The 25,171-nt window shown below is 67.0% G+C and carries 29 protein-coding genes and 1 pseudogene; 28 read left to right on the top strand and 2 right to left on the bottom strand.

Annotated elements, in window-relative coordinates; all coding sequences use genetic code 11:
• Nucleotides 1–14 precede the first annotated feature (14 nt).
• On the top strand, nucleotides 15–1,376 hold the full coding sequence (locus KF941_RS09970; protein WP_214272908.1) for a transposase: 1,362 nt from the start codon (nucleotides 15–17) through the stop codon (nucleotides 1,374–1,376).
• Between the two features lie 133 nt (nucleotides 1,377–1,509).
• The gene (locus KF941_RS09965; RefSeq protein ID WP_214273242.1) at nucleotides 1,510–2,613 is read left to right on the top strand and encodes a pyridoxal phosphate-dependent aminotransferase; all 1,104 of its coding nucleotides are present in this window, start codon (nucleotides 1,510–1,512) and stop codon (nucleotides 2,611–2,613) included.
• 49 nt (nucleotides 2,614–2,662) lie between these two features.
• On the opposite strand, the gene KF941_RS09960 is transcribed toward KF941_RS09965, so the two are convergent.
• A complete protein-coding gene (locus KF941_RS09960) occupies nucleotides 2,663–3,145 on the bottom strand; it encodes an Lrp/AsnC family transcriptional regulator (protein WP_036760216.1) in 483 nt (160 codons plus the stop codon).
• Nucleotides 3,146–3,267: 122 nt separating this feature from the next.
• Between KF941_RS09960 and KF941_RS09955 the strand changes: the two genes are divergently transcribed.
• From KF941_RS09955 to ggt, 8 genes are all read left to right on the top strand, one after another.
• Nucleotides 3,268–3,594 carry a DUF2849 domain-containing protein gene (locus KF941_RS09955; RefSeq protein WP_072460978.1) on the top strand — a complete coding sequence of 109 codons (327 nt, stop codon included), beginning with the start codon at nucleotides 3,268–3,270 and terminating at the stop codon, nucleotides 3,592–3,594.
• On the top strand, nucleotides 3,587–5,251 hold the full coding sequence (locus tag KF941_RS09950; RefSeq protein WP_036760212.1) for a nitrite/sulfite reductase: 1,665 nt from the start codon (nucleotides 3,587–3,589) through the stop codon (nucleotides 5,249–5,251). The genes KF941_RS09955 and KF941_RS09950 overlap by 8 nt, the downstream gene beginning before the upstream one ends.
• Nucleotides 5,244–5,975 carry a phosphoadenylyl-sulfate reductase gene (locus KF941_RS09945; RefSeq protein ID WP_036760210.1) on the top strand — a complete coding sequence of 244 codons (732 nt, stop codon included), beginning with the start codon at nucleotides 5,244–5,246 and terminating at the stop codon, nucleotides 5,973–5,975. The genes KF941_RS09950 and KF941_RS09945 overlap by 8 nt, the downstream gene beginning before the upstream one ends.
• Nucleotides 5,972–6,343 (top strand): DUF934 domain-containing protein, encoded by a 372-nt coding sequence (locus KF941_RS09940; RefSeq protein WP_036760208.1) that lies wholly within the window; start codon nucleotides 5,972–5,974, stop codon nucleotides 6,341–6,343. Before KF941_RS09945 ends, KF941_RS09940 begins: the two co-directional genes overlap by 4 nt.
• A 55-nt stretch (nucleotides 6,344–6,398) precedes the next feature.
• Entirely contained in the window at nucleotides 6,399–7,235 is an 837-nt protein-coding gene (locus tag KF941_RS09935) for a ferredoxin--NADP reductase (RefSeq protein WP_214273241.1), read from the top strand.
• A 158-nt stretch (nucleotides 7,236–7,393) separates the two neighbouring features.
• Entirely contained in the window at nucleotides 7,394–9,949 is a 2,556-nt protein-coding gene (gene topA / locus KF941_RS09930) for a type I DNA topoisomerase (protein WP_214273240.1), read from the top strand.
• A 32-nt stretch (nucleotides 9,950–9,981) separates the two neighbouring features.
• Nucleotides 9,982–10,143 carry a hypothetical protein gene (locus KF941_RS09925; protein WP_214273239.1) on the top strand — a complete coding sequence of 54 codons (162 nt, stop codon included), beginning with the start codon at nucleotides 9,982–9,984 and terminating at the stop codon, nucleotides 10,141–10,143.
• Between the two features lie 12 nt (nucleotides 10,144–10,155).
• Nucleotides 10,156–11,895, top strand: a complete 1,740-nt coding sequence (ggt, locus tag KF941_RS09920; RefSeq protein WP_214273238.1) for a gamma-glutamyltransferase — start codon at nucleotides 10,156–10,158, stop codon at nucleotides 11,893–11,895.
• Here ggt and KF941_RS09915 read toward each other — a convergent pair.
• Complete coding sequence (locus KF941_RS09915) at nucleotides 11,889–12,239, bottom strand: DUF488 domain-containing protein (protein ID WP_036751410.1); 351 nt, start codon at nucleotides 12,237–12,239, stop codon at nucleotides 11,889–11,891. The two genes, ggt and KF941_RS09915, sit on opposite strands and share 7 nt — an antisense overlap.
• A 382-nt stretch (nucleotides 12,240–12,621) precedes the next feature.
• Here KF941_RS09915 and KF941_RS09910 point away from each other — a divergent pair, with 382 nt between their 5' ends.
• The 18 genes and pseudogenes from KF941_RS09910 to nuoK all read left to right on the top strand — a co-directional run bounded on the left by KF941_RS09910 (nucleotide 12,622) and on the right by nuoK (nucleotide 25,165).
• The gene (locus tag KF941_RS09910) at nucleotides 12,622–12,987 is read left to right on the top strand and encodes an NADH-quinone oxidoreductase subunit A (protein WP_036751408.1); all 366 of its coding nucleotides are present in this window, start codon (nucleotides 12,622–12,624) and stop codon (nucleotides 12,985–12,987) included.
• Nucleotides 12,978–13,511, top strand: a complete 534-nt coding sequence (locus KF941_RS09905) for an NADH-quinone oxidoreductase subunit B (RefSeq protein ID WP_024843170.1) — start codon at nucleotides 12,978–12,980, stop codon at nucleotides 13,509–13,511. Before KF941_RS09910 ends, KF941_RS09905 begins: the two co-directional genes overlap by 10 nt.
• Before the next feature lie 3 nt (nucleotides 13,512–13,514).
• Nucleotides 13,515–14,141 carry an NADH-quinone oxidoreductase subunit C gene (locus KF941_RS09900; RefSeq protein WP_036751406.1) on the top strand — a complete coding sequence of 209 codons (627 nt, stop codon included), beginning with the start codon at nucleotides 13,515–13,517 and terminating at the stop codon, nucleotides 14,139–14,141.
• A 52-nt stretch (nucleotides 14,142–14,193) separates the two neighbouring features.
• Entirely contained in the window at nucleotides 14,194–15,432 is a 1,239-nt protein-coding gene (locus tag KF941_RS09895; protein WP_214273237.1) for an NADH-quinone oxidoreductase subunit D, read from the top strand.
• A pseudogene (nuoE, locus tag KF941_RS09890) lies at nucleotides 15,432–16,130 on the top strand (NADH-quinone oxidoreductase subunit NuoE); the annotation flags it as partial. The gene KF941_RS09895 and the pseudogene nuoE, both read left to right, overlap by 1 nt.
• Nucleotides 16,131–16,175: 45 nt before the next feature.
• The gene (locus tag KF941_RS09885; RefSeq protein ID WP_214273236.1) at nucleotides 16,176–16,823 is read left to right on the top strand and encodes a hypothetical protein; all 648 of its coding nucleotides are present in this window, start codon (nucleotides 16,176–16,178) and stop codon (nucleotides 16,821–16,823) included.
• On the top strand, nucleotides 16,823–17,086 hold the full coding sequence (locus KF941_RS09880) for a DUF5337 domain-containing protein (protein ID WP_214273235.1): 264 nt from the start codon (nucleotides 16,823–16,825) through the stop codon (nucleotides 17,084–17,086). The genes KF941_RS09885 and KF941_RS09880 overlap by 1 nt, the downstream gene beginning before the upstream one ends.
• A gap of 4 nt (nucleotides 17,087–17,090) precedes the next feature.
• A complete protein-coding gene (nuoF, locus tag KF941_RS09875; RefSeq protein ID WP_214273234.1) occupies nucleotides 17,091–18,386 on the top strand; it encodes an NADH-quinone oxidoreductase subunit NuoF in 1,296 nt (431 codons plus the stop codon).
• A gap of 171 nt (nucleotides 18,387–18,557) precedes the next feature.
• Nucleotides 18,558–18,956: a DUF5333 domain-containing protein gene (locus tag KF941_RS09870; protein WP_072460972.1), complete on the top strand. Its 399-nt coding sequence runs from the start codon at nucleotides 18,558–18,560 to the stop codon at nucleotides 18,954–18,956.
• Nucleotides 18,957–18,964: 8 nt separating this feature from the next.
• Nucleotides 18,965–19,105, top strand: coding sequence for a hypothetical protein (locus tag KF941_RS09865; RefSeq protein ID WP_166435605.1), 141 nt, complete (start codon nucleotides 18,965–18,967; stop codon nucleotides 19,103–19,105).
• A gap of 130 nt (nucleotides 19,106–19,235) precedes the next feature.
• Nucleotides 19,236–21,254 (top strand): NADH-quinone oxidoreductase subunit NuoG, encoded by a 2,019-nt coding sequence (gene nuoG / locus KF941_RS09860; protein WP_214273233.1) that lies wholly within the window; start codon nucleotides 19,236–19,238, stop codon nucleotides 21,252–21,254.
• 5 nt (nucleotides 21,255–21,259) lie between these two features.
• A complete protein-coding gene (locus tag KF941_RS09855; protein WP_036751444.1) occupies nucleotides 21,260–22,027 on the top strand; it encodes a hypothetical protein in 768 nt (255 codons plus the stop codon).
• 18 nt (nucleotides 22,028–22,045) lie between these two features.
• Nucleotides 22,046–23,083: an NADH-quinone oxidoreductase subunit NuoH gene (gene nuoH, locus KF941_RS09850; RefSeq protein ID WP_036751391.1), complete on the top strand. Its 1,038-nt coding sequence runs from the start codon at nucleotides 22,046–22,048 to the stop codon at nucleotides 23,081–23,083.
• A 3-nt stretch (nucleotides 23,084–23,086) separates the two neighbouring features.
• Nucleotides 23,087–23,269 carry a hypothetical protein gene (locus tag KF941_RS09845; RefSeq protein ID WP_036751389.1) on the top strand — a complete coding sequence of 61 codons (183 nt, stop codon included), beginning with the start codon at nucleotides 23,087–23,089 and terminating at the stop codon, nucleotides 23,267–23,269.
• Nucleotides 23,269–23,760, top strand: a complete 492-nt coding sequence (gene nuoI, locus KF941_RS09840) for an NADH-quinone oxidoreductase subunit NuoI (protein WP_011748524.1) — start codon at nucleotides 23,269–23,271, stop codon at nucleotides 23,758–23,760. Before KF941_RS09845 ends, nuoI begins: the two co-directional genes overlap by 1 nt.
• A complete protein-coding gene (locus KF941_RS09835; protein ID WP_214273232.1) occupies nucleotides 23,757–24,161 on the top strand; it encodes a carboxymuconolactone decarboxylase family protein in 405 nt (134 codons plus the stop codon). The genes nuoI and KF941_RS09835 overlap by 4 nt, the downstream gene beginning before the upstream one ends.
• Nucleotides 24,158–24,760: an NADH-quinone oxidoreductase subunit J gene (locus KF941_RS09830; RefSeq protein WP_036751385.1), complete on the top strand. Its 603-nt coding sequence runs from the start codon at nucleotides 24,158–24,160 to the stop codon at nucleotides 24,758–24,760. Before KF941_RS09835 ends, KF941_RS09830 begins: the two co-directional genes overlap by 4 nt.
• Before the next feature lie 99 nt (nucleotides 24,761–24,859).
• Nucleotides 24,860–25,165: an NADH-quinone oxidoreductase subunit NuoK gene (nuoK, locus tag KF941_RS09825; protein ID WP_214273231.1), complete on the top strand. Its 306-nt coding sequence runs from the start codon at nucleotides 24,860–24,862 to the stop codon at nucleotides 25,163–25,165.
• Nucleotides 25,166–25,171 lie beyond the last annotated feature (6 nt).

Here is a 25,171-nt window from a genome sequence, read left to right as displayed (position 1 = left end):
ATATTGGGGCAGCGATGCTGGGTCGGAAAGAACGCGGGCAACAGGAGCTTTTCATCACGGGGTCGCTGCGGGGGCTGATCCCTGATGACCATGTGCTGGTGAGGGTCGATCAGGTTCTTGATCTTGGATGGCTGCGCGCTGAAGTGGCCGATCTCTATTGTGCCGACAATGGCCGTTCCGGTATCGATCCCGAGGTAGCCATGCGGCTGATGCTGGCGGGTTTCCTGCTTGGGATCGTTCAAGACCGGCGGCTGATGCGTGAAGCGCAGGTCAATCTCGCGATCCGCTGGTTCGTCGGTTACGCCTTGCACGAGGCCTTGCCGGATCACTCCTCGCTGACGCGCATCCGGCAGCGTTGGGGCGCAGATGTTTTCCGCCAGATCTTCATACATGTCGTGCGACAGTGCCAGGCGGCGGGCCTGATTTCGACTGAAACCGTCCACATTGACGCCAGCCTGATCCGGGCGAATGTCAGCATGGACGCACTGGTTTCGCGCCATCTGGATGCGGTCGAGGCCGCCCACGACGACGCCAATGGCGCCGAGCGGGACGCGCGCACGAGCGGCAAGTTCAAGAAGCTCTGCCGCACAGACCCGGACGCGACCATGGCTACATCCTCCAAGGCGCCGCTGCGCCCGGCCTACAAGCAGCACACGGCCGTTGACGATTTTGCGGGCGTCGTCGTCGATGTGGAGATTGTGACCGGCGAAGAACATGACACGGGCCGGTTCGACGAGCGCCTGGAAGCGATCGAAGCGACCCTTGGAGTTACCCCGGGCCGGATCACGGCGGACAGGCTCTATGGCATTGGCCGGATTTACGCCGCCCTTGAAGACCGCAGGATAGCAGCCGTCATCCCGCCTCTTCGTGCCCCCCGTCGCAAGGGGGCGCAGGGCTTTCCGACCGAGCGGTTCAAGTTCGATCCCCATCATGATGTGGTCCGGTGTCCGGCGAGGAGGCGGCTGACCCCGAGAAACGTCACAAAATCCGGGCAATGGTATCGCGCCGACCGGCATGACTGCGCGCGCTGTCCTCTCAAGGCGCAATGCCTGCCCCGGGGCGCGCCATCCCGCAGGGTGCATATCGTGACAAACCACGCGGCCATCTTGCGCGCTCGACGCAAACGGCTGGCATGGGGAAAGGACGGCCATGCGATATACACCCGGCATCGCTGGCGCGTCGAAGGCACCCACGGCACCGCCAAGACGCTCCACGGACTTGCCAGAGCCATCCGCAGGGGGCTCGAGAACATGAGGATACAGGCCCTCCTGACGGCCATCGCCATGAACCTCAAGAAACTGGCAGCCGCAATGATGCTGTTGCTCTGTTCGATCATCGAAATGCGCGCAGTCCGACCAAACCCGGCGGCAGCCTGAAACAACTTTTTCAACAGCCCCCGGGGGACCTTTTTCCGGGCGCTCCTCGCCCCCCAGGATATTTGAACACGAAAGAAGCCGGCAGGCGGGCGCGCCCTTGCGCGGGGGCGGGGTTTGGGGTTTCTGTGGCGCCATGACGCGCTTTCGCTTTGCCCCCATTCCCGCCGCGCTGCCTGCGACGGTCCCCTTCACCGGCCCCGAGGCGCTGGAGCGCCGCCGCGGCGCGCCCTTCCGCGCCAGGCTGGGCGCCAACGAGAACGGCTTCGGCCCCTCGCCCCAGGCGGTGGCGGCCATGGCGCGGGCGGTGGCGGAAGCCTGGAAATACGGCGACCCCGACAGCCACGACCTGCGCCATGCGCTGGCCGCGCATCACGGCGTCGGGCCCGAGAACATCATGGTCGGCGAGGGGATCGACGGGCTCCTGGGGCTGCTCGTGCGGCTGATGGTGGCGCCGGGCGAGGTGGTGGTCAGTTCGGACGGCGCCTATCCGACCTTCAACTATCACGTGGCGGGCTTTGGCGGCCGGCTGGTCAAGGTGCCTTATCGCGACGATGCCGAAGACCCCGAGGCGCTGGCCGCGGCCGCGCATCGCCATGGCGCGCGGCTGGTCTATCTGGCGAACCCGGACAACCCGATGGGCAGCTGGCATCCCGGCCGCCGCATCGAGGCCATGCTGGACGCCCTGCCCGAGACGAGCCTGCTGGTGCTGGACGAGGCCTATGCCGAATTCGCCCCCGCCGACGCCATCCCCCGCATCGATGCCGAGGACGGGCGGGTGATCCGGTTCCGCACCTTTTCCAAGGCCCATGCCATGGCGGGGGCGCGGATCGGCTATGCCATCGGCCCGGCGGAGCTGATCGCCGGCTTCGACCGCATCCGCAACCATTTCGGCATCGGCCGCATCGCCCAGGCCGGCGCGCTGGCCGCGCTGGGGGACGCGGACTGGCTGGCCCATGTCCTGGCCGAAACCGCCGCCGCCCGCGCGCGCATCGCTGCGATCGCGCGCGAGAACGGGCTGGCGGCGCTGCCCTCGGCCACGAATTTCGTCGCCATCGACTGCGGCCGCGACGGCGCCTTCGCCCGCGCCCTGCTGGAGGCGCTGGCGCAGGAGGGCATCTTCGTGCGCATGCCGGGCGTCGCGCCGATGGATCGCTGTATCCGCGTCTCCTGCGGCCCGGAGCCGGAGATGGCCGCCCTGGCCGAGGCCCTGCCCAGGGCGCTTGGGGCGCTGTGCTGAGCGTTTCTCCGTTCTGAAAATACTCCCGCGACCGCGCCGCTCGCGCCGGTCAGTCGAGGGGTAGCGCCGTGGTCGCCTTCAGCTCCTCCATCGAGAGAAGCGCCGTGACGTTGTGGATCCTCACCTCGGAAATCAGCGCCTGGTAGAAGCGGTCATAGGCCCGCGCATTGCGCACCCGCACCTTCAGGATATAGTCGATGTCGCCGGCCAGCCGGTGCGCCTCGATCACCTCGGGGCGGGCGCGCACCGCGGCCAGGAAGCGGCGCGCCCATTCCGGGTCGTGTTCGCTGGTGCGGATGAGCACGAAGAAGCAGGCGTCGAGCCCCAGCGCATCGGGGTCGAGCAGGGCCACCTGGCCGCGGATCACCCCCGCCTCGCGCAGCTTGCGAATCCGGTTCCAGACCGGGGTCTTCGAGGCCCCCACCCGCGCCGCGATGTCGTCGAGCGACAGCGTGGCGTCCTCTTGCAGCAGGGACAGGATTTTGCGGTCGGTGTCGTCGAGCCGGATGGGAGTTTGCCTGTTGTCGCTCATCGTGAAACCTGGTCCTTGCTGTGCCGCTGACATGCGGAGATGTTTCTTATTTTTCCGCCCCACTCGTCAATATGGGGGATTTTTTTCTATATAGATGCCAGAGGAAACGAAAGGCAAAGGCCATGTCCAAAGGCTTCACCCCATCCCCCGCGACCCCCGGCGTCATCACCGCGAATGACCTGCGCATGGGCCATTGCGTGTGGATGCGTGACGGCAAGTGGACCGCAGACCCGCGCGAGGCCGAGCTGTTCGAGGACGAGGCCATCGCCGAGCTGGCGCTGCTCGACGCGACCTCTCAGGCCCATCTCGTCGTCGGCCCCTATCTGGTCGAAGCGAAGCGTGGGGCCGACGGCCGGCCCGAGCCGGCCCATTTCCGCGAGGCGTTCCGCCGCAGCGGCCCCACCCATCGCCATTTCAAGCAAGCCGAGTTCGAGGCCAGCAATGTTTGACGCACGTCCCCAGCACAACGACCAGCATCGCGAATACCTGCGCCACCGCACCCAGCAGTTCCGCCGCCAGGTCGAGCGCCGCCTGGACGGCAGCCTGACCGAAGAGGAATTCCGGCCGCTGCGGCTGAAGAACGGCGTCTACCTGCAACTGCATTCCTACATGTATCGGGTGGCGATCCCCTATGGCGCGCTGACCCCGGACCAGATGCGCATGCTGGGCCATGTGGCCGAGCGCTGGGACCGCGGCTACGGCCATTTCACCACCCGCACCAATATCCAGTTCCACTGGCACAAGCTGGTCGACATCCCCGATTCCATGGAGGCGCTAAATTCGGTCGGCATCCACAGCATCCAGACCTCGGGCAACACCATCCGCAACGTCAATGCCGACGCCTTTGCCGGCGCCGCCGCCGACGAGCTGGAGGATCCGCGTCCCTGGGCCGAGCTGATCCGCATCTGGTCCACCGACCATGCCGAATTCCAGTTCCTGCCGCGCAAGTTCAAGATCTCGGTCTCGGCCGGCAAGCAGGACCGCTCGGCGGTCTCGGCCTATGACATCGGGCTGCGCATCGTCGAGAAGGACGGCCAGCGCGGCTTCCAGGTCTGGGTCGGCGGCGGGCTGGGCCGCACGCCCTACCTGGGCCAGGTGATCCGCGAATTCCTGCCGCAGGCCGACCTGCTGCCCTATCTGGAGGCGATCCTGTCGGTCTACAACCTGACCGGGCGGCGCGACAACAAGTGGAAGGCACGGATCAAGATCACCGTGAACGAGCGCGGTCTTGACGTGTTCCGCGCCGATGTCGAGGAAGAGTTCAAGCACCGCCGCCAGCAGTTCTCGGGGCTGGACCAGGAGATCCTGAACGACCTGCGCGCCCAGTTCGCGCCGCCGGAATTTCTCGACGCCCCGGTCGAGGGCTATGAGGCGGCGCGGGCGGCGAACGGCGCCTTCCGGTCCTGGACCGACACCAACCTGCATCCGCACCGCATTCCGGGCTATGCCAGCGTCATCGTCACGCTGAAGGCGCCGGGTGCCACGCCGGGCGACATGAGCGCCGAGCAGATGCGGCTGGTGGCCGACCTGGCCGAGCGGCTGGCCCATGGCGACATCCGGGTGAACCACGACCAGAACCTGGTCCTGCCCCATGTGCGCAAGGCCGACCTGCCCGAGATCTACGAGGCGCTGCGCGCGGTCGGGCTGGCCACGGCGAATTTCGGCAAGATCACCGACATCATCTCTTGCCCGGGCATGGACTACTGCACCCTGGCCACCGCGCGCTCGATCCCGATCGCGCAGGACATCGCCGCGCATTTCCGCGCCCGCGGCCTGGAGGACGAGATCGGCGAGATGAAGATCCGCATCTCGGGCTGCATCAACGCCTGCGGCCATCACCACCTGGGCCATATCGGCATCCTGGGCCTGGACCGGGCGGGGGTCGAGAACTACCAGATCACGCTGGGCGGCGACGGCTACGAGACCCCGACGCTGGGCCAGCGCGCCGGTGCCGGCTTCCCGGCCGACGAGGTGGTGCCGGCCATCGACCGGCTGGTCGACGCCTATCTGGAACTGCGCGAATCGCCCGAGGAACGCTTCATCGACGCCTATCGCCGTCTGGGGGTGGCTCCGTTCAAGGCGGCGCTGTATCCGGCCGATGCTTGATCAGACGCTGGATGCCCGCGCCGCGCGGCTGAACGACCGCTATCGCCATCACGCCGCGACCGAGGTGCTGCGGCGTGCGCTGCGCGACCCCGACCTGGGCTCGACCACGCTGGTCTCGTCTTTCGGGGCGGAATCGGTGGTGCTGTTGCACATGGTCTCGGTGGTGGCGCCGGGGACGCCGGTGCTGTTCATCGACACGATGATGCTGTTCCAGGAGACGCTGGACTATCAGCTTGAGGTGACGGAAAGGCTGAAGCTGACCGATGTGCGGGTGATCCGCGCCACCGAGCGCGAGGTGGCGCTGAACGACCCGGACGGGACGCTGCACCAGTTCAACACCGACGCCTGCTGCGATTTCCGCAAGACCGTGCCGCTGGAACGCGAGCTGGCAAGGTTCGATGCCTGGATCACCGGCCGCAAGCGCTTCCAGGGCGGCGAGCGCCAGCAGCTGGAGTTCTTCGAATCCGAGCCGCCGTCGCGGCTGCGCATCAACCCGCTGGCCCATTGGCGTCCGCAGGACGTCCAGGACTACATGGCCGAGAACAACCTGCCGCGTCACCCGCTGGTCGCCAGGGGCTATGCCTCGATCGGCTGCGCGCCCTGCACCTCGCCGGTCAAGCCCGGCGAAGACCCGCGCGCCGGTCGCTGGCGGGGCAGCCAGAAGACCGAATGCGGCATCCATTTCATCGGCGGGCGCATGGTCCGCACAGGAGCGAAGGCATGAGCGATTTCTTTCTGGTCCGCGATGACGGCTTCCACCCCCATGACGGAGCCGAGCCCGTCACCCTGGCGCCCGATACGAAGCCGGCCGATCTCGAGGCCTATCTGGCACATGACCTGATCGCCATCGACTTCCCGGCCATGACCGACGGACGCGGCTTCTCGCTGGCCCGCCTCCTGCGCCAGAAGGGCTACAAGGGCCGGCTGCGCGCGGTCGGCAAGCTGATCTCGGACCAATATGCCATGGCCCGCCGCGTCGGCTTCGACGAGGTGCAGATCCCCGCCGCCCTGGCCGAGCGCCAGCCGCAGGACCAATGGCTCTATCGCGCCGATTGGCGCGACTGGGACCATCGGTCGCGGCTCGCCGGCTGAAACCTGGGGTTTCGCCCCGCCCTCCCATGCATTAGATAGACCGGGAATCCCGAACATGACACTGGATCTTTCCGTGGACCTCGCCGCCAAACCCGCCAAGACGTTGCCCGACGCCCAGACCGTGACCTCGGTCAGGCACTGGACGGACCGGCTGTTCTCGTTCCGGGTGACGCGGCCGGCCAGCCTGCGCTTCCGTTCGGGCGAATTCGTGATGATCGGCCTGCCGGACGACAACGGCAAGCCGATCCTGCGCGCCTATTCCATCGCCTCGCCCAACTGGGACGAGGAGCTGGAGTTCTATTCGATCAAGGTGCCGGACGGGCCGCTGACCTCGCGGCTGCAGAACATCCAGCCGGGCGACCAGATCATCCTGCGCCCCAAGCCCGTGGGCACGCTGGTGCTGGACGCGCTCCTGCCCGGCAAGCGCATGTGGTTCCTGGCCACCGGCACCGGCATCGCGCCCTTCGCCAGCCTGATGCGCGACCCCGAGACCTATGAGCGCTACGAGCAGGTGGTGATGATGCATACCTGCCGCACCGCCGACGAGCTGGCCTATGGCCGCGAACTGGTCGAGAACCTGAAGCGTGACCCGCTGCTGGGCGAGCTTTACGGCGAGGAATTCGCCAGCCGGCTGCTGTATTACCCGACGACGACGCGGGAAGAGACGCAATACATGGGCCGGATCACCGACAACCTGACCTCGGGCAAGGTGTTCCGGGATCTGAACCTGCCGCCGATGGATGCGGCAAATGACCGCGCCATGATCTGCGGCAGCCTGGCCTTCAACACCGATGTCAAGGCGGTGCTGGAAGGGTTCGGCCTGCGCGAGGGCGCGAACAGCGATCCCAAGGAGTTCGTGGTCGAGAAGGCGTTCGTGGGCGACGGCATCTGAGCGTCGCGCGGGGGGCTTTGCCCCCCACGCCTCAGGCGCCCCCCGATGGGGCGCATGAGGCGTTCCCCCCAGGATATTTGGACACGGAAGAAGCCCGGCGTTGACAGTTCGCCGGGCGATGCCCATGTTCCGGCGCCGAATCAAGCGAAGGAATCTTCATGCCCGTCGTCGTCGTTGAATCTCCGGCCAAGGCCAAAACGATCAACAAATACCTGGGCGACGACTATACGGTTCTGGCCTCGTTCGGGCATGTGCGCGACCTGCCGCCCAAGGATGGCAGCGTCGATCCCGAGGCGGATTTCGCCATGAAATGGGAAGTCGCCGCGGAATCGAAAAAGCACGTCAAGGCGATCCGGGACGCGCTGGCCTCGGACCCGAACCTGATCCTGGCCACCGACCCCGACCGCGAGGGCGAGGCGATTTCCTGGCACCTGCTGGAAACGCTGGCGCCGGCCCTGAGGAAGGGCGCCGAGGTCAGCCGCGTCACCTTCAACGCCATCACCAAGAATGCCGTGACCGAGGCCATGGCGCGGCCGCGCCAGATCGACCAGCCGCTGGTCGATGCCTATCTGGCGCGCCGGGCGCTGGACTATCTGGTCGGCTTCAACCTGTCGCCGGTCCTGTGGCGCAAGCTGCCGGGCGCCAAGTCGGCGGGCCGGGTGCAATCGGTCGCCTTGCGCATCATCGTCGACCGCGAGATGGAGATCGAGGCCTTCAGGCCGCGCGAATACTGGTCGGTCCATGCCCGGCTGGCGACGCCGCGCGGCGACGAATACGACGCGGCGATGACCGTCTTCGGCGGCAAGAAGCTGGAACGCTTCGACATCGCCACCGAGGAGCAGGCGCAGCTGGCCGTGGCCGCCATCGCCTCGCGCGATCTCAGGGTCGCCAGCGTCGCCGCCAAGCCGGCGAGCCGCAATCCCTGGCCGCCCTTCATGACCTCGACCCTGCAGCAGGAGGCCAGCCGCAAGCTGGGCCTTGGCGCGCGGGCCTGCATGTCGGCGGCGCAGCGCCTCTACGAGGCCGGGCACATCACCTATATGCGGACCGACGGCATCGACATGGCGCCCGAGGCGGTGATGGCGGCGCGCGACGCGATCAAGGCGCGCTTCGGGGCGGAATACCTGCCGAAATCGCCGCGCATGTACAAGAACAAGGCCAAGAATGCGCAGGAGGCGCATGAATGCATCCGGCCGACCGACATGATGCTGTCGCCCGACAGGCTGCCGGTTTCGGACAAGGACCAGAAGGCGCTTTACGACCTGATCTGGAAGCGGACGCTCGCCAGCCAGATGGAATCGGCGCGCATGGAGCGCACCACGGTCGAGATCGCCTCGGCCGACGGCCAGGTCGGCCTGCGCGCCAACGGCCAGGTGATGCTGTTCGACGGTTTTCTGCGGGTCTATGACCAGGGCCGCGACGACGAGGAGGACGAGGACAGCCGCCGCCTGCCGCTGATTCACGAGGGCGAGGCGGCCGAGAAGCGCGCGGTCACGCCCGAGCAGCATTTCACCCAGGCCCCCCCGCGCTATACCGAGGCCACGCTGGTCAAGCGCATGGAAGAGCTGGGGATCGGCCGTCCCTCGACCTATGCCTCGATCATCGGCACGATCCAGGACCGCGACTATGTCCGCAAGGAGCAGAACCGCCTGATCCCCGAGGACAAGGGCCGGCTGGTCACCATCTTCCTGCAGAAATACTTCCCGCGCTACGTCAGCTACGACTTCACCGCCAATCTCGAGGGGGAGCTCGACGACATCTCCTCGGGCGAGCGCGCCTATCGCGAGGTGCTGCGCCGTTTCTGGCGGGATTTCACCGCCGCGCTGGAGGGCACGTCCGAGCTGCGCATCACCGAGGTGCTGGAGGCGATCGACGAGGCGCTGGCGCCGCATCTCTACCCGCCGCGTCCCGACGGCTCGGACCCGCGCGAATGCCCGCTCTGCCACAAGGGGCGGCTGCATCTGAAGACGGCGCGTTCGGGCGGGGCCTTCATCGGCTGCACGAACTATCCCGATTGCCGCTTTACCCGTCCGATCAGCTCGCCGGATGCCGAGGTGGTGGGCGACACCGTGCTCGGCGTGGACAATGGCGACCAGATCAGCCTGAAGAACGGCCGCTTCGGGCCTTACGTCCAGCGCGGCGAGGCCACGGCCGAACAGCCGAAGCCGCCGCGTGCCTCGATCCCCAAGGGCTGGGACCTGGCCTCGGTCGATCTGGAACGGGCGCTGGCGCTTCTGGCCCTGCCGCGCGAGATCGGCCCGCACCCCGAAGACGGCGTGCCGGTCGAGGCCGGGATCGGCCGCTATGGCCCCTATGTGAAGCATGGCGCGAAATACGCCAACCTGCCGGAGGTGGACGAGGTCTTCACCATCGGCATGAACCGCGCGGTCGAGGTGCTGGCCTCCAAGCAGGTGCGGGGCAGGGCGGCTGCCGCCGCGCCGCTGGCGGAACTGGGCGAGCATCCCGAGGGCGGGCCGGTGCAGGTGATGAGCGGCCGCTATGGCCCCTATGTCAAATGGGGCAAGGTCAATGCGACGCTGCCCCGCGACCTGGAGCCCGGCGCGGTCACGCTGGAGCGCGCGCTGGAGTTGATTGCCGAGAAGGCCGCGAAATCCGGCAAGAAGCCGGCGAAGAAGGCTGCCGCGAAAAAGCCCACCGAAAAGAAGACCGCCGCCAGGAAGCCGGCTGCGGCCAAGGCGAAGAAGGCCGGCTAAGACGCCCGGCTGCGCGGTTGCGTCATGGGTATTTGAGCAACGAAGAAGCGGCGATTGCGCTGGAAATCGGGCGCTGCACGGGTCTTCTTTGTTCTTCAAATACCCATGACGCGAGCGGGACGCTGGCGCAGCGCCGCGGTTTTCGCTTTTTGATCCGCGCCGTTCTGCTGCTAGGCTCGACCCGCAAGGGTTGAGCGGAGGGCGCCATGAAGGATCGAATCGTCGGAATGGGCCGTGCGGGGGCCGTCGCGCTGGCGGGCTCTCTCGGGCTGCCCGTCGCGGCGCAGGAGGCTGCGATCTTCGACGCCATGGACCGGATCCATCCGGTCTGGGCGGAAAGCGGCATGGTCTCGGCGCAGGAGCGGCTGGCGGCCGAGATCGGCCGCGACATCATGGCTAGGGGCGGCAATGCGGTCGATGCGGGCGTGGCGGTGGCATTCGCCCTGGCCGTCACCCTGCCGCGCGCCGGCAATATCGGCGGGGGCGGCTTCATGCTGGTCCATGACGCCGAAACCGGCCAGACCCATGCCATCGACTATCGCGAGATGGCGCCGCAGGGCGCCTCGCGCGACATGTTCCTGGACGCGGCGGGCGAGGCCGACAGCGAGAAGTCGCTTTACAGCGGCGCGGCCTCGGGCGTGCCGGGGACGGTGGCGGGGATGAAGCTGGCGCTGGACAGATACGGCAGCATGGGCTGGGCCGAGGTGATCGCCCCGGCGATCCGGCTGGCCGAGGAGGGCATCACCGTCACCCCCGAGCTTGCCGACAGCATCGCGGCCGAGCGCGCGCATCTGGAGAAGTTCCCCTCGAGCGCCGCCATCTTCTTCAAGGAGGGCGGCGCGGTCTATCGGCCCGGCGACCGGCTGGTGCAGGCCGACCTGGCGGCGACGCTGAAGAAGATCGCCGCCGAGGGGCCGGACGGCTTCTACAAGGGCGAGGTGGCCGAAGCCATCGCCCGCGCCGTGCAGGAGGCGGGCGGGCTGATCACGGTCGAGGACATGGCCGCCTACAAGCCCGTCGAACGCGAGCCGGTGCGGGGCAGCTATCGCGGCCATGAGGTGGTCTCGATGCCGCCGCCGTCCTCGGGCGGGGTGCATCTGATCCAGATCCTGAACGCGCTCGAGGGCTATCCGATCGGCGCGCTGGGGCAGAATTCCGGCGAGACCATCCACCTGATGGCCGAGGCGATGAAGCTGGCCTATGCCGACCGCTCGGAATACCTGGGCGACCCGGATTTCGTCGACGTGCCGGTCGCGACGCTGACCAGCAAGGATTATGCGGTCGAGATGCGGCGCAGGATCAGCGCCGATTTCGCCACGCCTTCGGTGATGATCAAGCCGGCGGACCTCGCGCCCTACGAATCCGACCAGACCACGCATTTTTCGGTGGTGGACAAGCAGGGCAATGCGGTCTCGAACACCTATACCATCAACCTGAACTATGGCTCGGGGCTGGTGGCGGGGGGCACGGGCGTTCTGATGAACAACGAGATGGACGATTTCTCGGCCAAGCCCGGCGTGCCCAACGCCTTCGGCCTGGTCGGCGGCGACGCCAACGCGGTCGAGCCGGGCAAGCGGCCGTTGTCGTCGATGACGCCGACCATGGTGCTGAAGGACGGCAAGGTCTGGCTTGTCACCGGCTCGCCCGGCGGGGCGCGGATCATCACCACGGTCCTGCAGGTGGTCATGAACATGATCGACCACGGCATGAACGTGGCCGAGGCCTCGACCGCGCCGCGCGTCCATCACCAATGGCTGCCCGACGAGTTGCGGCTGGAGGAGGGGATCAGCCTCGACACCATCCGCATCCTGCAGGGCAAGGGCCACAGCGTCGCGGTCAAGGAGGCGATGGGCTCGACCCAGTCGATCATGCGCGACCCGCGGACGGGCACGCTTTACGGCGCCTCGGACCCGCGCCGGCCGGATGCGGCGACGCTGGGCTACTGAGCCAGGTAGTCGCGCAGCGCGACGGCGTTGTTGTGCTCGGTGTCCCTGGCGCCGTAGAGCAGCGTCACCGGGCCCTTGCGGATCAGCTGGCGCAGCTCGCGCAGGGGTTCGGGATTGGCGTCCAGTTCCGCGGCATAGCGGCGGCGGAACTCGGGCCATTTCTTCGGGTCGTGGTCGAACCAGTGGCGAAGGTCGTCCGAAGGGGCGATGTCCTTCAGCCACAGATCGGCCCCCAGCGTCTCGCGGCTGATCCCGCGCGGCCAGATGCGGTCCACCAGCACCTTGCGCCCCTCATCCTGCGAGGGGGGCGGGTCATAGGCGCGGCGAAGGAAGATGTCGGTCATGGCAAGCCTCTTTCCAAGGGAAATTCCCCGATGGCCCGCCGGGTTCCCTGTGCCTGGCCGGGTTTTCGGCGGCGGTGCGGCGGGCCGCAGGGCCCGGACCGGGCAGGTCGCGGGTGCGGGTGGGTGCGGGGTTGCCGGCGCGAGTCGGCCCTGCGGGCGGGGCCGAGGGGGTTCGGGCTCGCATCGGCAGGAAAAACCGACTAAAATACCCCGTGATCCGGCGCCGGGGGCGCGCGGTTTTGTCGCGTTGCAGGTGCCGCAAAGCCGGCCTGACGCTGGGTGGCACCGTTGACCATATCCGCGACCGGGGATAAACGGACCTTAGCCAAACCCATCGCGGGACGCCAGTCGGGTTCCTGCGAGCGAAAGGGAGCCCAACCCAGTGGAATACCTGCTGCAAGAATACCTGCCGATCCTGGTTTTTCTGGGAATGGCCTCGGCGCTTGCCATCGTGCTGATTCTGGCGGCCGCGGTCATCGCCGTGCGCAACCCGGACCCGGAGAAGGTCAGCGCCTATGAATGCGGCTTCAACGCTTTCGACGACGCGCGGATGAAGTTCGACGTGCGCTTCTACCTGGTGTCGATCCTGTTCATCATCTTCGACCTGGAAGTCGCTTTCCTGTTCCCCTGGGCGGTCAGCTTTGCCAGCCTGTCGGACGTGGCCTTCTGGGGCATGATGCTGTTCCTGGGCGTCCTGACCGTGGGTTTTGCCTATGAATGGAAGAAGGGGGCGCTGGAATGGGCGTGATGACCGGCCTGAACACCGCAGGCGCCGACCGTGACGTCGCCACGGCCGAGTTGAACCGCGAATTGCAGGACAAGGGCTTCCTGCTGACCACGACCGAGGACATCATCAACTGGGCGCGCAACGGCAGCCTGCACTGGATGACCTTCGGCCTGGCCTGCTGCGCGGTCGAGATGATGCAGACCTCGATGCCGCGCTATGACCTGGAACGCTTCGGCACCGCGCCGCGCGCCAGCCCGCGGCAGTCGGACCTGATGATCGTCGCGGGCACCCTGACCAACAAGATGGCGCCGGCGCTGCGCAAGGTCTATGACCAGATGCCCGAGCCGCGCTATGTCATCTCGATGGGCAGCTGCGCCAACGGCGGCGGCTACTATCACTATTCCTATTCGGTGGTGCGCGGCTGCGACCGCATCGTGCCGGTGGACATCTACGTTCCCGGCTGCCCCCCGACCGCCGAGGCGCTGCTCTACGGCATCCTGCAACTCCAGCGCCGCATCCGGCGCACCGGCACGCTGGTGAGGTGAGCCATGTCCGAAGCCCTCTCTGACGCCGCCCTGCTGGAACTGGCCGAGCATATCGCGCTGCGCCGCGAGAACGACGTGATCTCGACCCAGGTCGCCTTTGGCGAGCTGACGGTGAACGCGACGCTCTCGGGCGTGATCGGCCTGATCGAGTTCCTGCGCAACGATCCGAACTGCCGCTTTTCCACGCTGATCGACATCACAGCGGTGGACAACCCGGCGCGGCCGGCGCGCTTCGACGTGGTCTATCACCTGCTGTCGATGTATCAGAACCAGCGCATCCGGGTGAAGGTCCAGGTGCGCGAGGACGAGCTGGTGCCCAGCCTGACCGGCGTCTTTCCCGGCGCCAACTGGTATGAGCGCGAGGTCTTCGACCTGTTCGGCATCCTGTTCTCGGGCCATGCCGACCTGCGCCGCATCCTGACCGACTACGGCTTCCGCGGCCATCCGCTGCGCAAGGACTTCCCGACGACCGGCTATACCGAGGTGCGCTGGAGCGACATCGAGAAGCGGGTGGTCTACGAGCCGGTGAACCTGGTTCAGGAATACCGCCAGTTCGACTTCCTGTCCCCCTGGGAAGGCGCGAAATACGTGCTTCCGGGCGACGAGAAGGCGCCGGAGGCGAAGAAGTGACCGCAGCCGCGCAGCCTGCCTGCGCGCCACGCATCGGATTTGAGGGCTGACCATGGACGGCGACATCCGCAAGAACAGCTATGACGACGGCTCGATGGACGCCCTGACCGGCGAGCAGAGCATCCGCAACTTCAACATCAACTTCGGCCCCCAGCACCCGGCCGCCCACGGCGTGCTGCGCATGGTGCTGGAGCTGGACGGCGAGATCGTCGAGCGCGCCGACCCGCATATCGGCCTGCTTCACCGCGGCACCGAGAAGCTGATGGAGAGCCGCACCTATCTGCAGAACCTGCCCTATCTGGACCGGCTGGACTATGTGGCGCCGATGAACCAGGAACATGCCTGGTGCCTGGCGATCGAGCGGCTGACCGGCACCACGATTCCGCGCCGCGCCAGCCTGATCCGGGTGCTCTACTCGGAAATCGGCCGCATCCTGAACCACCTGATGGGCATCACCACCGGCGCCATGGACGTGGGCGCGCTGACCCCGCCGCTCTGGGGCTTCGAGGCGCGGGAAGAGCTGATGATCTTCTACGAGCGCGCCTGCGGGGCGCGGCTGCATGCGGCCTATTTCCGGCCCGGCGGCGTGCATCAGGATCTGCCGCCCGACCTTCTGGACGACATCGAGGAATGGTGCGAGCGCTTCCCCAGGCTGGTCGACGACCTCGACACGCTGCTGACGGAAAACCGCATTTTCAAGCAGCGCCTGGTCGACATCGGCATCGTGACCGAGGACGACGCGCTGGACTGGGGCTATAGCGGCGTCATGGTGCGCGGCTCGGGCCTGGCCTGGGATCTGCGGCGGTCGCAGCCCTATGAATGCTATGACGAATTCGACTTCCAGATCCCGGTCGGCAAGAACGGCGATTGCTACGACCGCTATCTGTGCCGCATGGCCGAGATGCGCGAATCCTGCAAGATCATGCAGCAGGCGGTCCGCAAGCTGCGCGCCGAGCCCGCGGGGGACGTGCTGGCCCGCGGCAAGCTGACGCCCCCCAGGCGCGCCGAGATGAAGCGCGACATGGAAAGCCTGATCCATCACTTCAAGCTTTACACCGAGGGCTTCCGGGTCCCGGCCGGCGAGGTCTATGCCGCCGTCGAGGCGCCCAAGGGCGAGTTCGGCGTCTACATCGTCGCCGACGGCACCAACAAGCCCTGGCGCGCCAAGCTGCGTGCGCCCGGCTTCGCGCATCTCCAGTCGATCGACTGGATGTCGCGCGGCCACATGCTGGCCGACGTCCCGGCGATCATCGCCACGCTCGACATCGTTTTCGGAGAGGTTGACCGCTGATGCTGCGCCGTCTGTCCCCCATCCAGCCGGACTCGTTCGAGTTCACGCCCGCCAACCTGGACTGGGCCCGCGCCCAGATGACCAAATACCCGGAAGGCCGCCAGCAATCGGCGATCATCCCGGTCCTGTGGCGCGCCCAGGAACAGGAAGGCTGGCTGAGCCGTCCGGCCATCGAATATTGCGCCGACCTGCTCGGGATGCCCTATATCCGGGCGCTCGAGGTCGCGACCTTCTATTTCATGTTCCAGCTCCAGCCGGTGGGTTCGGTCGCGCATATCCAGATCTGCGGCACCACCACCTGCATGATCTGCGGCGCCGAGGACCTGATCCGGGTCTGCAAGGAAAAGATCGCGGCCGAGCCGCATGCGCTGTCGGCCGACGGCCGCTTTTCCTGGGAAGAGGTCGAATGCCTGGGCGCCTGCACCAATGCGCCCATGGCCCAGATCGGCAAGGATTTCTACGAGGACCTGACGGCCGAGAAACTGTCGGCGCTGATCGACCGCTTCTCGGCGGGCGAGGTGCCGGTGCCGGGTCCGCAGAACGGCCGCTTCTCGGCCGAGGCCCTGGGCGGCCCGACCGCGCTGGCCGATCTCAAGGGCGGCGAGGCGCATAACGCCAGCGTGGCGCGGGCGCTGCGGCTGGGCGACACGATCAAGCGCATCGACGGGACCGAGGTGCCGATCACGACGCCTTGGCTGGCGGCGCAGAACGGCGTCTGATCGAAAGGGGGCGGGCTGGTCGCGATGGAACGGGCAGAGTGCAACAGGAACTGCTGGATCTCGGCGGCAATCGCCGGGGTGGTGGTGCTGCTGTTCACCGCCGGCATCGGCGACCTGCACTGGCTGGCCGGGCTGTTCCTGGGCGTCGTGACCTTCGTGCTGTTCGGGGCGCTGATGGTCTGGCTGGTCTGCCACGAGCGGCCCGAACTGTTCGAGGACGGCCCCGGCCTGACCGGCACCGACTGGCAGCGCGCCGCGGTGGACCGCCAGCCCGAGACGCTGCTGGTCAGCGGCTCTCTGGGGCCCGGGCCCTTCACCTCGGGCACGCAGATGCCCATCGTCGCGGGGACCATGCCCTCTTCGGAGCCGCCGTCCGTAGTCGCGCCCGCAGCCGTGCCTGCAGCCGCCGCCAAGCCCGTGCCGGGCGCCGACGACCTGCAGCGGATCAAGGGGATCGGCCCCAAGATCTCGGACTGGCTGAACGCGCAGGGCGTGACGCGCTATGACCAGATCGCCGCCTGGGATGCCGCCACCGTCGCCGATTTCGCGCAGCGGCTGGGCCGGATGGGCGGGCGGATCGAGGCCGACGACTGGGTCGGCCAGGCGAAATTGCTGGCGGCGGGGGGCGAGACCGGCCATTCCCGCCGCATCGACAAGGGCGGGGCCGCGTGATGGCTCGCCCGGCAGGACATGCGGCGTCGCAGGCGGATAGGGCCGCCGCGGCGGATGCCCGGCAGATGCGTCTGGTGGCGGTGGTGATCGCCGTCGCCATGGCGCTGTGGCTGGGGGTGCAATGGCTGGGGGGCCAGCAGGACTGGCCCGCGAAATATGCCTTTCTCGCCGATCTTGCGGCGATGGGGGCCTTGATCTGGTCGCTTTTGGTGACCTTTCGGATCTGGCGGCGGCGCAAGGCGTCCTCGCAGGGACAAGGATAAGACGATGCTGAACGATCAGGACCGGATCTTTACGAACCTCTACGGCATGGGCGACCGCAGCCTGGCCGGCGCCCGCAAGCGCGGCCATTGGGACGGCACCGCCGCGATCATCCAGCGCGGCCGCGACAAGATCGTCGACGAGATGAAGGCCTCGGGCCTGCGCGGGCGGGGCGGCGCGGGCTTCCCCACCGGCATGAAATGGTCCTTCATGCCCAAGGAATCCGACGGCCGCCCGTCCTATCTGGTCATCAACGCCGACGAATCCGAGCCCGCGACCTGCAAGGACCGCGAGATCATGCGCCACGATCCGCATACGCTGATCGAGGGCGCGCTGATCGCCAGCTTCGCCATGGGCGCGCACGCCGCCTATATCTATATCCGCGGCGAGTTCATCCGCGAGCGCGAGGCGCTGCAAGCCGCCATCGACGAATGCTATGACGCGGGCCTGCTGGGCCGGAACGCGGCCCAGTCGGGCTGGGATTTCGATCTCTACCTGCATCACGGCGCCGGCGCCTATATCTGCGGCGAGGAAACCGCGCTGCTGGAATCGCTGGAAGGCAAGAAGGGCATGCCGCGCATGAAGCCGCCCTTCCCGGCCGGCGCGGGCCTCTATGGCTGCCCGACCACGGTGAACAACGTCGAATCCATCGCCGTGGTGCCGACCATCCTGCGCCGCGGCCCGGAATGGTTCGCAAGCTTCGGCCGCCCGAACAACGCGGGCGTGAAGCTTTTCGGCCTGACCGGCCATGTCAACACCCCCTGCGTGGTCGAAGAGGCCATGTCGATCCCCATGCGCGAGCTGATCGAGAAGCATGGCGGCGGCATCCGCGGCGGCTGGAAGAACCTCAAGGCGGTGATCCCCGGCGGCGCCTCCTGCCCGGTGCTGACGGCCGAGCAATGCGAAAACGCCATCATGGATTATGACGGCATGCGCGAGCTGCGCTCGTCCTTCGGCACGGCCTGCATGATCGTCATGGACCAGTCCACCGATGTGGTGAAGGCGATCTGGCGGCTGTCCAAGTTCTTCAAGCACGAAAGCTGCGGCCAATGCACCCCCTGCCGCGAGGGCACCGGCTGGATGATGCGGGTGATGGAGCGCCTGGTGCGCGGCGACGCCGAGATCGAAGAGATCGACATGCTCTTCGACGTCTCCAAGCGGGTCGAGGGCCACACCATCTGCGCGCTCGGCGATGCGGCCGCCTGGCCGATCCAGGGCCTGATCCGCAATTTCCGCGAAGAGATCGAGGACCGGATCAAGGCCAAGCGCAGCGGCCGCATGGGCGCGATGGCGGCGGAGTAGGCGACGATGGCGACCGGCCCCCTCATCCCGGCATGGCGGACCCCCCAGGGGGAAAGCCCGCGCCTGCGCGCGCGCCGGTGGGGCGGGATCACGGCGCCCTCACGGCTTGGTGCCGAACCTTCGGGGCGGCCGCATGTTATGGCAAAAGGCCATGACAAGGAGGCTATTGCCATGAAGCTGATCCCCGCCGTTCTGATCGCCGCGACGCTTGCCACACCCGCAGCCGCGCTGGAGCCGCTGGCCCAGGAGAAATACATCAACGACCGGCTGATCGCCGCGCGCATCGCCGACCGCATCCGCCGCACCTGCCCCAGCATCGACGGCCGCATCCTTTACGCCTATGGCGAGGCGCGCAAGCTCAAGCGCTATGCCGAGACCAAGGGCTATTCCCGCGCGCAGATCGACGCCTTCCTGGACAGCAAGGCGGACAAGGCGCGCATCTATGCCGTGGCCGAGGACTATCTGGCCCGCCAGGGCGCCAAGGCAGAAGACCCCGAGAGCTTTTGCCGCGTCGGCCGGCAGGAGATCGCGCGCAATACCGTAATCGGCAGCCTTTTGGTGGCGAAATGAAGACGTGGATGAACCGGATCGGCATCGCCCTGATGGCGGCGGCAGCGGCGGCGATGATCGCCGCCGACGGCTTTGCCGCCGAGCGCGCGCCGCAGCCGGGGCAGGATGGCGCCCGCGCGACCGTTCCCGTGCAGGAGGCGCAGCCATGACGCCGGGACGGATGGGATCGACAGGGCCACAGCAAACCGGGCCAGCCTTCGGCCAGCATTTACATCGCGCAAAACCTGCCGGAGATCGTTCCGGCGCGGTTTCCGGGCGCGAGGGATAAGGGAAGACAAGATGGCGGATCTTCGCAAGATCAAGATCGACGACGTGATTATCGAGGTCGATCCCAACATGACCCTGATCCAGGCCTGCGAACTGGCCGGGATCGAGGTGCCGCGTTTCTGCTATCACGAGCGGCTGTCGATCGCCGGCAACTGTCGCATGTGCCTGGTCGAGGTGGTGGGCGGCCCGCCCAAGCCCGCCGCCTCCTGCGCCATGCAGGTCAAGGACTTGCGCCCCGGTCCCGAGGGCGCGCCCTCGGAGATCCGCACCAACAGCCCCATGGTCAAGAAGGCCCGCGAGGGGGTGATGGAGTTCCTGCTCATCAACCATCCCCTGGACTGCCCGATCTGCGACCAGGGCGGCGAATGCGACCTGCAGGACCAGGCCATGGCCTATGGCGTGGATTTCAGCCGCTACCGCGAGCCGAAGCGCGCCTCCGAGGATCTGAACCTCGGCCCGCTGGTCGAGACGCATATGACGCGCTGCATCTCCTGCACCCGCTGCGTGCGCTTCACCACCGAGGTCGCCGGCATCACCCAGATGGGCCAGACCGGCCGCGGCGAGGACAGCGAGATCACCAGCTATCTGAACCAGACGCTGGAATCGAACATGCAGGGCAATATCATCGACCTGTGCCCGGTCGGCGCGCTGGTCTCCAAGCCCTATGCCTTCACCGCCCGGCCCTGGGAGCTGACCAAGACCGAATCCATCGACGTGATGGATGCGCTGGGGTCCAGCATCCGCGTCGACACCAAGGGCCGCGAGGTCATGCGCATCCTGCCGCGCAACCATGACGGCGTGAACGAGGAGTGGATCAGCGACAAGACCCGCTTCGTCTGGGACGGGCTGCGCCGCCAGCGCCTCGACCGGCCCTATATCCGCGAGAACGGCCGCCTGCGCCCGGCCAGCTGGCCCGAGGCGCTGGAGGCTGCCGCCCAGGCGATGAAGGGCAAGAAAGTGGCGGGGCTGATCGGCGACCTGGTCCCGGCCGAAGCCGCCTTCAGCCTCAAGCAGCTGGTCGAGGGGCTGGGCGGTCGCGTCGAATGCCGCACCGACGGCGCCCGGCTGCCCATCGGCAACCGCTCGGCCTATGTCGGCACGGCGCGGATCGAGGACATCGACCATGCCAAGCGCATCCTGCTGATCGGGACCAACCCGCGCGACGAGGCGCCGGTGCTGAACGCCCGCATCCGCAAGGCCTGGGCGCATGGCGCGCAGGTGGCGCTGATCGGCGAGCCGGCGGACCTGACCTATGACTACCACCATTTCGGCAACGACCGCGCCGCGCTGGCCAAGCTGGCGGACGAGGACCTGTCGAACAAGGACGGCACCCCCGGCATCGTCATCGTCGGCCAGGGCGCCCTGCGCGAGGCGGATGGCGAGGCGGTGCTGGCCCATGCCATGCGCATCTGCGAGCGCGGCGACAGCAAGCTTCTGGTGCTGCATACCGCCGCCGGCCGCGTCGGCGCGATGGACGTCGGCGCCGTGACCGAGGGCGGGCTGCCGGCCGCCATCGAAGGGGCCGAGGTGATCTACAACCTTGGCGCGGACGAGGTGGACATCGCCGCCGGGCCGCTGGTGATCTATCAGGGCAGCCATGGCGACCGCGGCGCGCATCGCGCCGACATCATCCTGCCCGGCGCCTGCTATACCGAGGAAAGCGGCCTGTTCGTGAACACCGAAGGCCGGCCTCAGCTGGCCATGCGGGCCAATTTCGCGCCGGGCGAGGGCAAAGAGAACTGGGCGATCCTGCGCGCGCTTTCGGCCGAACTGGGCAAGACCCAACCCTGGGACAGCCTGGCCGGGCTGCGCCGCAAGCTGGTCGAGGCCGTGCCGCATCTGGCGCAGATCGACCAGGTGCCGCAGAACGAATGGCAGCCGCTCGACCGCTTCGACCTGGGGCAGGCGAGCTTCCGCTATGCGGTCAAGGATTTCTACCTGACCAACCCCATCGCCCGCTCGTCGCCGCTGATGGGCGAGCTTTCGGCCATGGCCGCGGCCCGCAGGGCCCCGGCGCTGGCGGCGGAGTGAGCGCGATGCGGGTCCGTCTTGCCCTGCTGGCCGCGACCGGCGCCCTGGCGCTGCTGGCCGGCTGCGGCGCGACCAAGGACGCGCGCCCGCAGCCCAAGCCGGCCGAGCTGGGCGTCGCGGTGCTGCAAAGCGACGCAGGCGCCCCGGACAAGAAGGTGCTGACCAGGGGCCGGATCTCGACCAAGTCGGGCGAGATCCTGATCCTGGAGCCCGACGGCTCGGTCAGCGAAATGGCGCTGGACAGCCCCGAGGGCCGCGACGCCTTTGCCGTGACCGAGGCAGACCTGATGGCGCTGAACGCGAATCTGGACCTGGACCTGTCGGGCCTGCCGGACATGGCGCCGGTGCGCAAGCGCGAGCCCACGGCCCAGGAAAAGGCGCTGGCCGAATTCGCGGCGCGCACGCGGCCGCTGCGACTGAACCTGCCCACCAGTTTCGAGGCCGATCCGCGGGATTTCCAGGGGGCGCAGGTCGCCTCGCTGGCCGGTTCGCGCAAGGGCACGGACAGCCTGGTGGAAGTGACGGCAAACCTGCGCGGCGGGGTGGACGCCGACACCGCCTTCGCCTATGCCACATGCGCGCTGGCCAGCTGGGCCGATGCGAAAGGGGCGCCCTATGCCCGCCACATCCGCACGCTTCGCGACAAGCGGGGCGGGAAGATGGTCGTCGGCTCGGTCTTCACGCTTTCCGAAAGAAAACCGATGGGCCTGACGGTGATGACAACGAAACAGACCTTGCAGGAATGCAAGGCACGCGGCATTCCCGCGGCGTGATGAGAGGGACGAAAGATCATGGCTGAATTCTGGGCCTCGCCCTACGGTTTCGCACTCAGCCTGCTCTTGCAGGGTCTGGCGGTCATCGCCTTCGTCATGGGCTCGCTGATCTTCATGGTCTATGGCGACCGCAAGATCTGGGCGGCGGTGCAGATGCGCCGCGGCCCGAACGTGGTCGGTCCCTGGGGCCTGCTGCAGACCTTTGCCGACGCGCTGAAATATATCGTCAAGGAAATCGTCGTCCCGGCCGGCGCCGACAAGTTCGTCTATTTCCTGGCGCCCTTCCTGTCGATGATGCTGGCGCTGTTCGCCTTCGTCGTCATCCCCTTCGACGAGGGCTGGGTGATGGCGAACATCAACGTGGGCATCCTGTTCATCTTTGCCGCCTCCTCGCTGGAAGTCTACGGCGTCATCATGGGCGGCTGGGCCTCGAACTCGAAATACCCGTTCCTCGCCTCGCTGCGTTCGGCGGCGCAGATGATCTCCTACGAGGTGTCGCTGGGCTTGATCATCATCGGCGTCATCATCTCGACCGGCTCGATGAACCTGACCGCCATCGTCGAGGCGCAGCGCGGCGATTATGGCCTGCTGAACTGGTACTGGCTGCCGCACCTGCCGATGGTGGTGCTGTTCTTCGTCTCGGCCCTGGCCGAGTGCAACCGCCCGCCCTTCGACCTGGTCGAGGCCGAATCCGAACTGGTCGCGGGCTTCATGACCGAATATTCGTCCACGCCCTACCTGCTGTTCATGGCGGGCGAATACATCGCCATGTATCTGATGTGCGCGCTCTTGTCGCTGCTGTTCTTCGGCGGCTGGCTGTCGCCCGTGCCGTTCATCGCCGACGGCTGGTGGTGGATGGTCATCAAGATGTGGTTCTGGTTCTACATGTTCGCCATGGTCAAGGCGATCGTGCCCCGCTATCGCTACGACCAGCTGATGCGGATCGGCTGGAAGGTGTTCCTGCCCCTGTCGCTGGGCTGGGTGGTGCTGGTGGCGATCCTGGCGCGCTACGAAGTGCTGGGCAGCTTCTGGGCCCGCTTCACGGTCGGAGGATAAGCCATGTATTCCAACAAGCTAGCCGAGGCATTTGCCAAAGCCAGTGAGACCGACAAGGTGGAGCTGGCGCATTTCCTCGCCAACAATCTGGACAGTGCGGAACAAGCGCGGGACAGCGCCCGCATCCGCGACTATGTCGCCGCGTTCGACCGTTTCGCGGCGCCGCGGGAAGGGGAGCAGTTCTGATGGCCTTCGATTTCGCCCGTGCCACCAAGTATTTCCTGATGTGGGATTTCATCAAGGGCTTCGGCCTGGGGATGCGCTATTTCGTCTCGCCCAAGCCGACGCTGAACTATCCCCACGAAAAGGGCCCGCTGTCGCCGCGCTTCCGCGGCGAACACGCGCTGCGCCGCTATCCCAACGGCGAGGAACGCTGCATCGCCTGCAAGCTGTGCGAGGCGGTCTGCCCGGCCCAGGCCATCACCATCGACGCCGAACCGCGCGAGGACGGCTCGCGCCGCACCACGCGCTACGACATCGACATGACCAAGTGCATCTATTGCGGCTTCTGCCAGGAAGCCTGCCCGGTCGATGCCATCGTCGAGGGGCCGAACTTCGAATACGCGACCGAAACCCGCGAGGAACTGTTCTACGACAAGCAGAAGCTGCTTGCGAACGGCGAACGCTGGGAGGCCGAGATCGCCCGCAACCTGCAGCTGGATGCGCCCTACCGATGACCGATGCCTTCACCAAGCTTTTCGCACAGATGATGGCCTCGGGGCAGGAGATGGCGCGCGCCTTCAACCCGGCGCTCGAGCATTTCGACATGCACGCCATGGAAAAGCTGGTGCCGACGATTCCCGCCGACATGCTGGAAATGTGGTTCGGCAAGACCTTCAACCGCGAGGGGCTGGACGCCAAGACGCGCCTGCTTCTCACCATCGGCGCGATCACCGTCCAGGGCGCGCTGGCCGAGCCGCAGCTGCGCATGACCGTGCGCCAGGCGCTGGCTGCCGGCGCCACCAAACGCGAGATCGCCGAGACGATCTTTCAGATGAGCATGTTCGGCGGGCTGCCCGCGATGCAGAAGGCGCTGGAAATCGCCCAGAGCGTCTATGCCGAGGAGGACGAGGAATGATGACCTTCGCTTTCTACCTGTTCGCGATCAGCGCCTGCGTCGCGGGCTTCATGGTCGTGATCGGACGCAACCCGGTGCATTCGGTGCTGTGGCTGATCCTGGCCTTCCTGTCCGCGGCGGGGCTGTTCGTGCTGCAGGGTGCGGAATTCGTCGCCATGCTGCTGGTCGTGGTCTATGTCGGCGCGGTGGCGGTGCTGTTCCTGTTCGTCGTCATGATGCTGGACGTGGATTTCGCCGAGCTGAAGGGCGAGCTTGCGCGCTACCTGCCGCTGGCGCTGGTGATCGGCGTCGTGCTGCTGGCGCAGCTGGGCATCGCCTTTTCGGGCTGGACGCCCTCGGACCAGGCGGAAAGCCTGCGCGCCGCGCCGGTGGACTCGGCGGTCGAGAACACCTTCGGCCTGGGCCTGGTGCTGTATGACCGCTATGTGCTGATGTTCCAGCTGGCTGGGCTGGTGCTGCTGGTGGCGATGATCGGGGCGATCGTGCTGACCATGCGCCACCGCAAGGACGTCAAGCGCCAGAACGTGCTGGAGCAGATGTGGCGCGACCCGGCCAAGACGATGGAGCTGAAGGACGTCAAGCCGGGGCAGGGGCTTTGAACGCGGCAAGCTGGACCGCGACAGCCATCGGGATCGCTACTGCGGTCCCAGTAGCAAACGGATATTTCAACGGGTGAACGACCCGGAGGGACCAGGACGATGATCGGATTGACTCATTATCTTGTTGTGGGGGCGATATTGTTCGTCACCGGCATTTTCGGGATCTTCGTGAACCGAAAGAACGTCATCATCATCCTGATGTCGATCGAGCTGATGCTCCTGGCGGTGAACATCAACTTCGTCGCCTTCTCGACCCATCTGGGCGACCTGGCCGGGCAGGTCTTCACCATGTTCGTGCTGACCGTCGCCGCCGCCGAGGCCGCCATCGGCCTGGCGATCCTGGTGGTCTTCTTCCGCAACCGCGGCACCATCGCGGTGGAAGACGTCAACGTGATGAAGGGATAAGCGAGC

It is taken from the genome of Paracoccus sp. pheM1, from assembly GCF_018499825.1.
Classification (GTDB): domain Bacteria; phylum Pseudomonadota; class Alphaproteobacteria; order Rhodobacterales; family Rhodobacteraceae; genus Paracoccus; species Paracoccus versutus.
Note: the sequence above shows the minus strand (reverse complement) of the source record. Positions and strands in the feature narration are given on the sequence as shown.

Coding starts and splice junctions, on each gene's coding strand:
- KF941_RS09965 (WP_214273242.1), top strand. CDS start 1,510: ATGACGCGCTTTCGCTTTGCCCCCATTCCCGCCGCGCTGCCTGCGACG.
- KF941_RS09935 (WP_214273241.1), top strand. CDS start 6,399: ATGACACTGGATCTTTCCGTGGACCTCGCCGCCAAACCCGCCAAGACG.
- ggt (WP_214273238.1), top strand. CDS start 10,156: ATGAAGGATCGAATCGTCGGAATGGGCCGTGCGGGGGCCGTCGCGCTG.
- KF941_RS09915 (WP_036751410.1), bottom strand. CDS start 12,239: ATGACCGACATCTTCCTTCGCCGCGCCTATGACCCGCCCCCCTCGCAG.
- KF941_RS09845 (WP_036751389.1), top strand. CDS start 23,087: ATGTATTCCAACAAGCTAGCCGAGGCATTTGCCAAAGCCAGTGAGACC.
- nuoG (WP_214273233.1), top strand. CDS start 19,236: ATGGCGGATCTTCGCAAGATCAAGATCGACGACGTGATTATCGAGGTC.
- nuoI (WP_011748524.1), top strand. CDS start 23,269: ATGGCCTTCGATTTCGCCCGTGCCACCAAGTATTTCCTGATGTGGGAT.
- KF941_RS09960 (WP_036760216.1), bottom strand. CDS start 3,145: ATGAGCGACAACAGGCAAACTCCCATCCGGCTCGACGACACCGACCGC.
- KF941_RS09905 (WP_024843170.1), top strand. CDS start 12,978: ATGGGCGTGATGACCGGCCTGAACACCGCAGGCGCCGACCGTGACGTC.
- KF941_RS09865 (WP_166435605.1), top strand. CDS start 18,965: ATGAACCGGATCGGCATCGCCCTGATGGCGGCGGCAGCGGCGGCGATG.
- KF941_RS09970 (WP_214272908.1), top strand. CDS start 15: ATGCTGGGTCGGAAAGAACGCGGGCAACAGGAGCTTTTCATCACGGGG.
- KF941_RS09945 (WP_036760210.1), top strand. CDS start 5,244: ATGCTTGATCAGACGCTGGATGCCCGCGCCGCGCGGCTGAACGACCGC.
- KF941_RS09830 (WP_036751385.1), top strand. CDS start 24,158: ATGATGACCTTCGCTTTCTACCTGTTCGCGATCAGCGCCTGCGTCGCG.
- nuoF (WP_214273234.1), top strand. CDS start 17,091: ATGCTGAACGATCAGGACCGGATCTTTACGAACCTCTACGGCATGGGC.
- KF941_RS09855 (WP_036751444.1), top strand. CDS start 21,260: ATGCGGGTCCGTCTTGCCCTGCTGGCCGCGACCGGCGCCCTGGCGCTG.
- topA (WP_214273240.1), top strand. CDS start 7,394: ATGCCCGTCGTCGTCGTTGAATCTCCGGCCAAGGCCAAAACGATCAAC.
- KF941_RS09900 (WP_036751406.1), top strand. CDS start 13,515: ATGTCCGAAGCCCTCTCTGACGCCGCCCTGCTGGAACTGGCCGAGCAT.
- KF941_RS09885 (WP_214273236.1), top strand. CDS start 16,176: ATGGAACGGGCAGAGTGCAACAGGAACTGCTGGATCTCGGCGGCAATC.
- nuoK (WP_214273231.1), top strand. CDS start 24,860: ATGATCGGATTGACTCATTATCTTGTTGTGGGGGCGATATTGTTCGTC.
- KF941_RS09895 (WP_214273237.1), top strand. CDS start 14,194: ATGGACGGCGACATCCGCAAGAACAGCTATGACGACGGCTCGATGGAC.
- KF941_RS09870 (WP_072460972.1), top strand. CDS start 18,558: ATGAAGCTGATCCCCGCCGTTCTGATCGCCGCGACGCTTGCCACACCC.
- KF941_RS09835 (WP_214273232.1), top strand. CDS start 23,757: ATGACCGATGCCTTCACCAAGCTTTTCGCACAGATGATGGCCTCGGGG.
- KF941_RS09880 (WP_214273235.1), top strand. CDS start 16,823: ATGGCTCGCCCGGCAGGACATGCGGCGTCGCAGGCGGATAGGGCCGCC.
- KF941_RS09940 (WP_036760208.1), top strand. CDS start 5,972: ATGAGCGATTTCTTTCTGGTCCGCGATGACGGCTTCCACCCCCATGAC.
- KF941_RS09950 (WP_036760212.1), top strand. CDS start 3,587: ATGTTTGACGCACGTCCCCAGCACAACGACCAGCATCGCGAATACCTG.
- nuoH (WP_036751391.1), top strand. CDS start 22,046: ATGGCTGAATTCTGGGCCTCGCCCTACGGTTTCGCACTCAGCCTGCTC.
- KF941_RS09955 (WP_072460978.1), top strand. CDS start 3,268: ATGTCCAAAGGCTTCACCCCATCCCCCGCGACCCCCGGCGTCATCACC.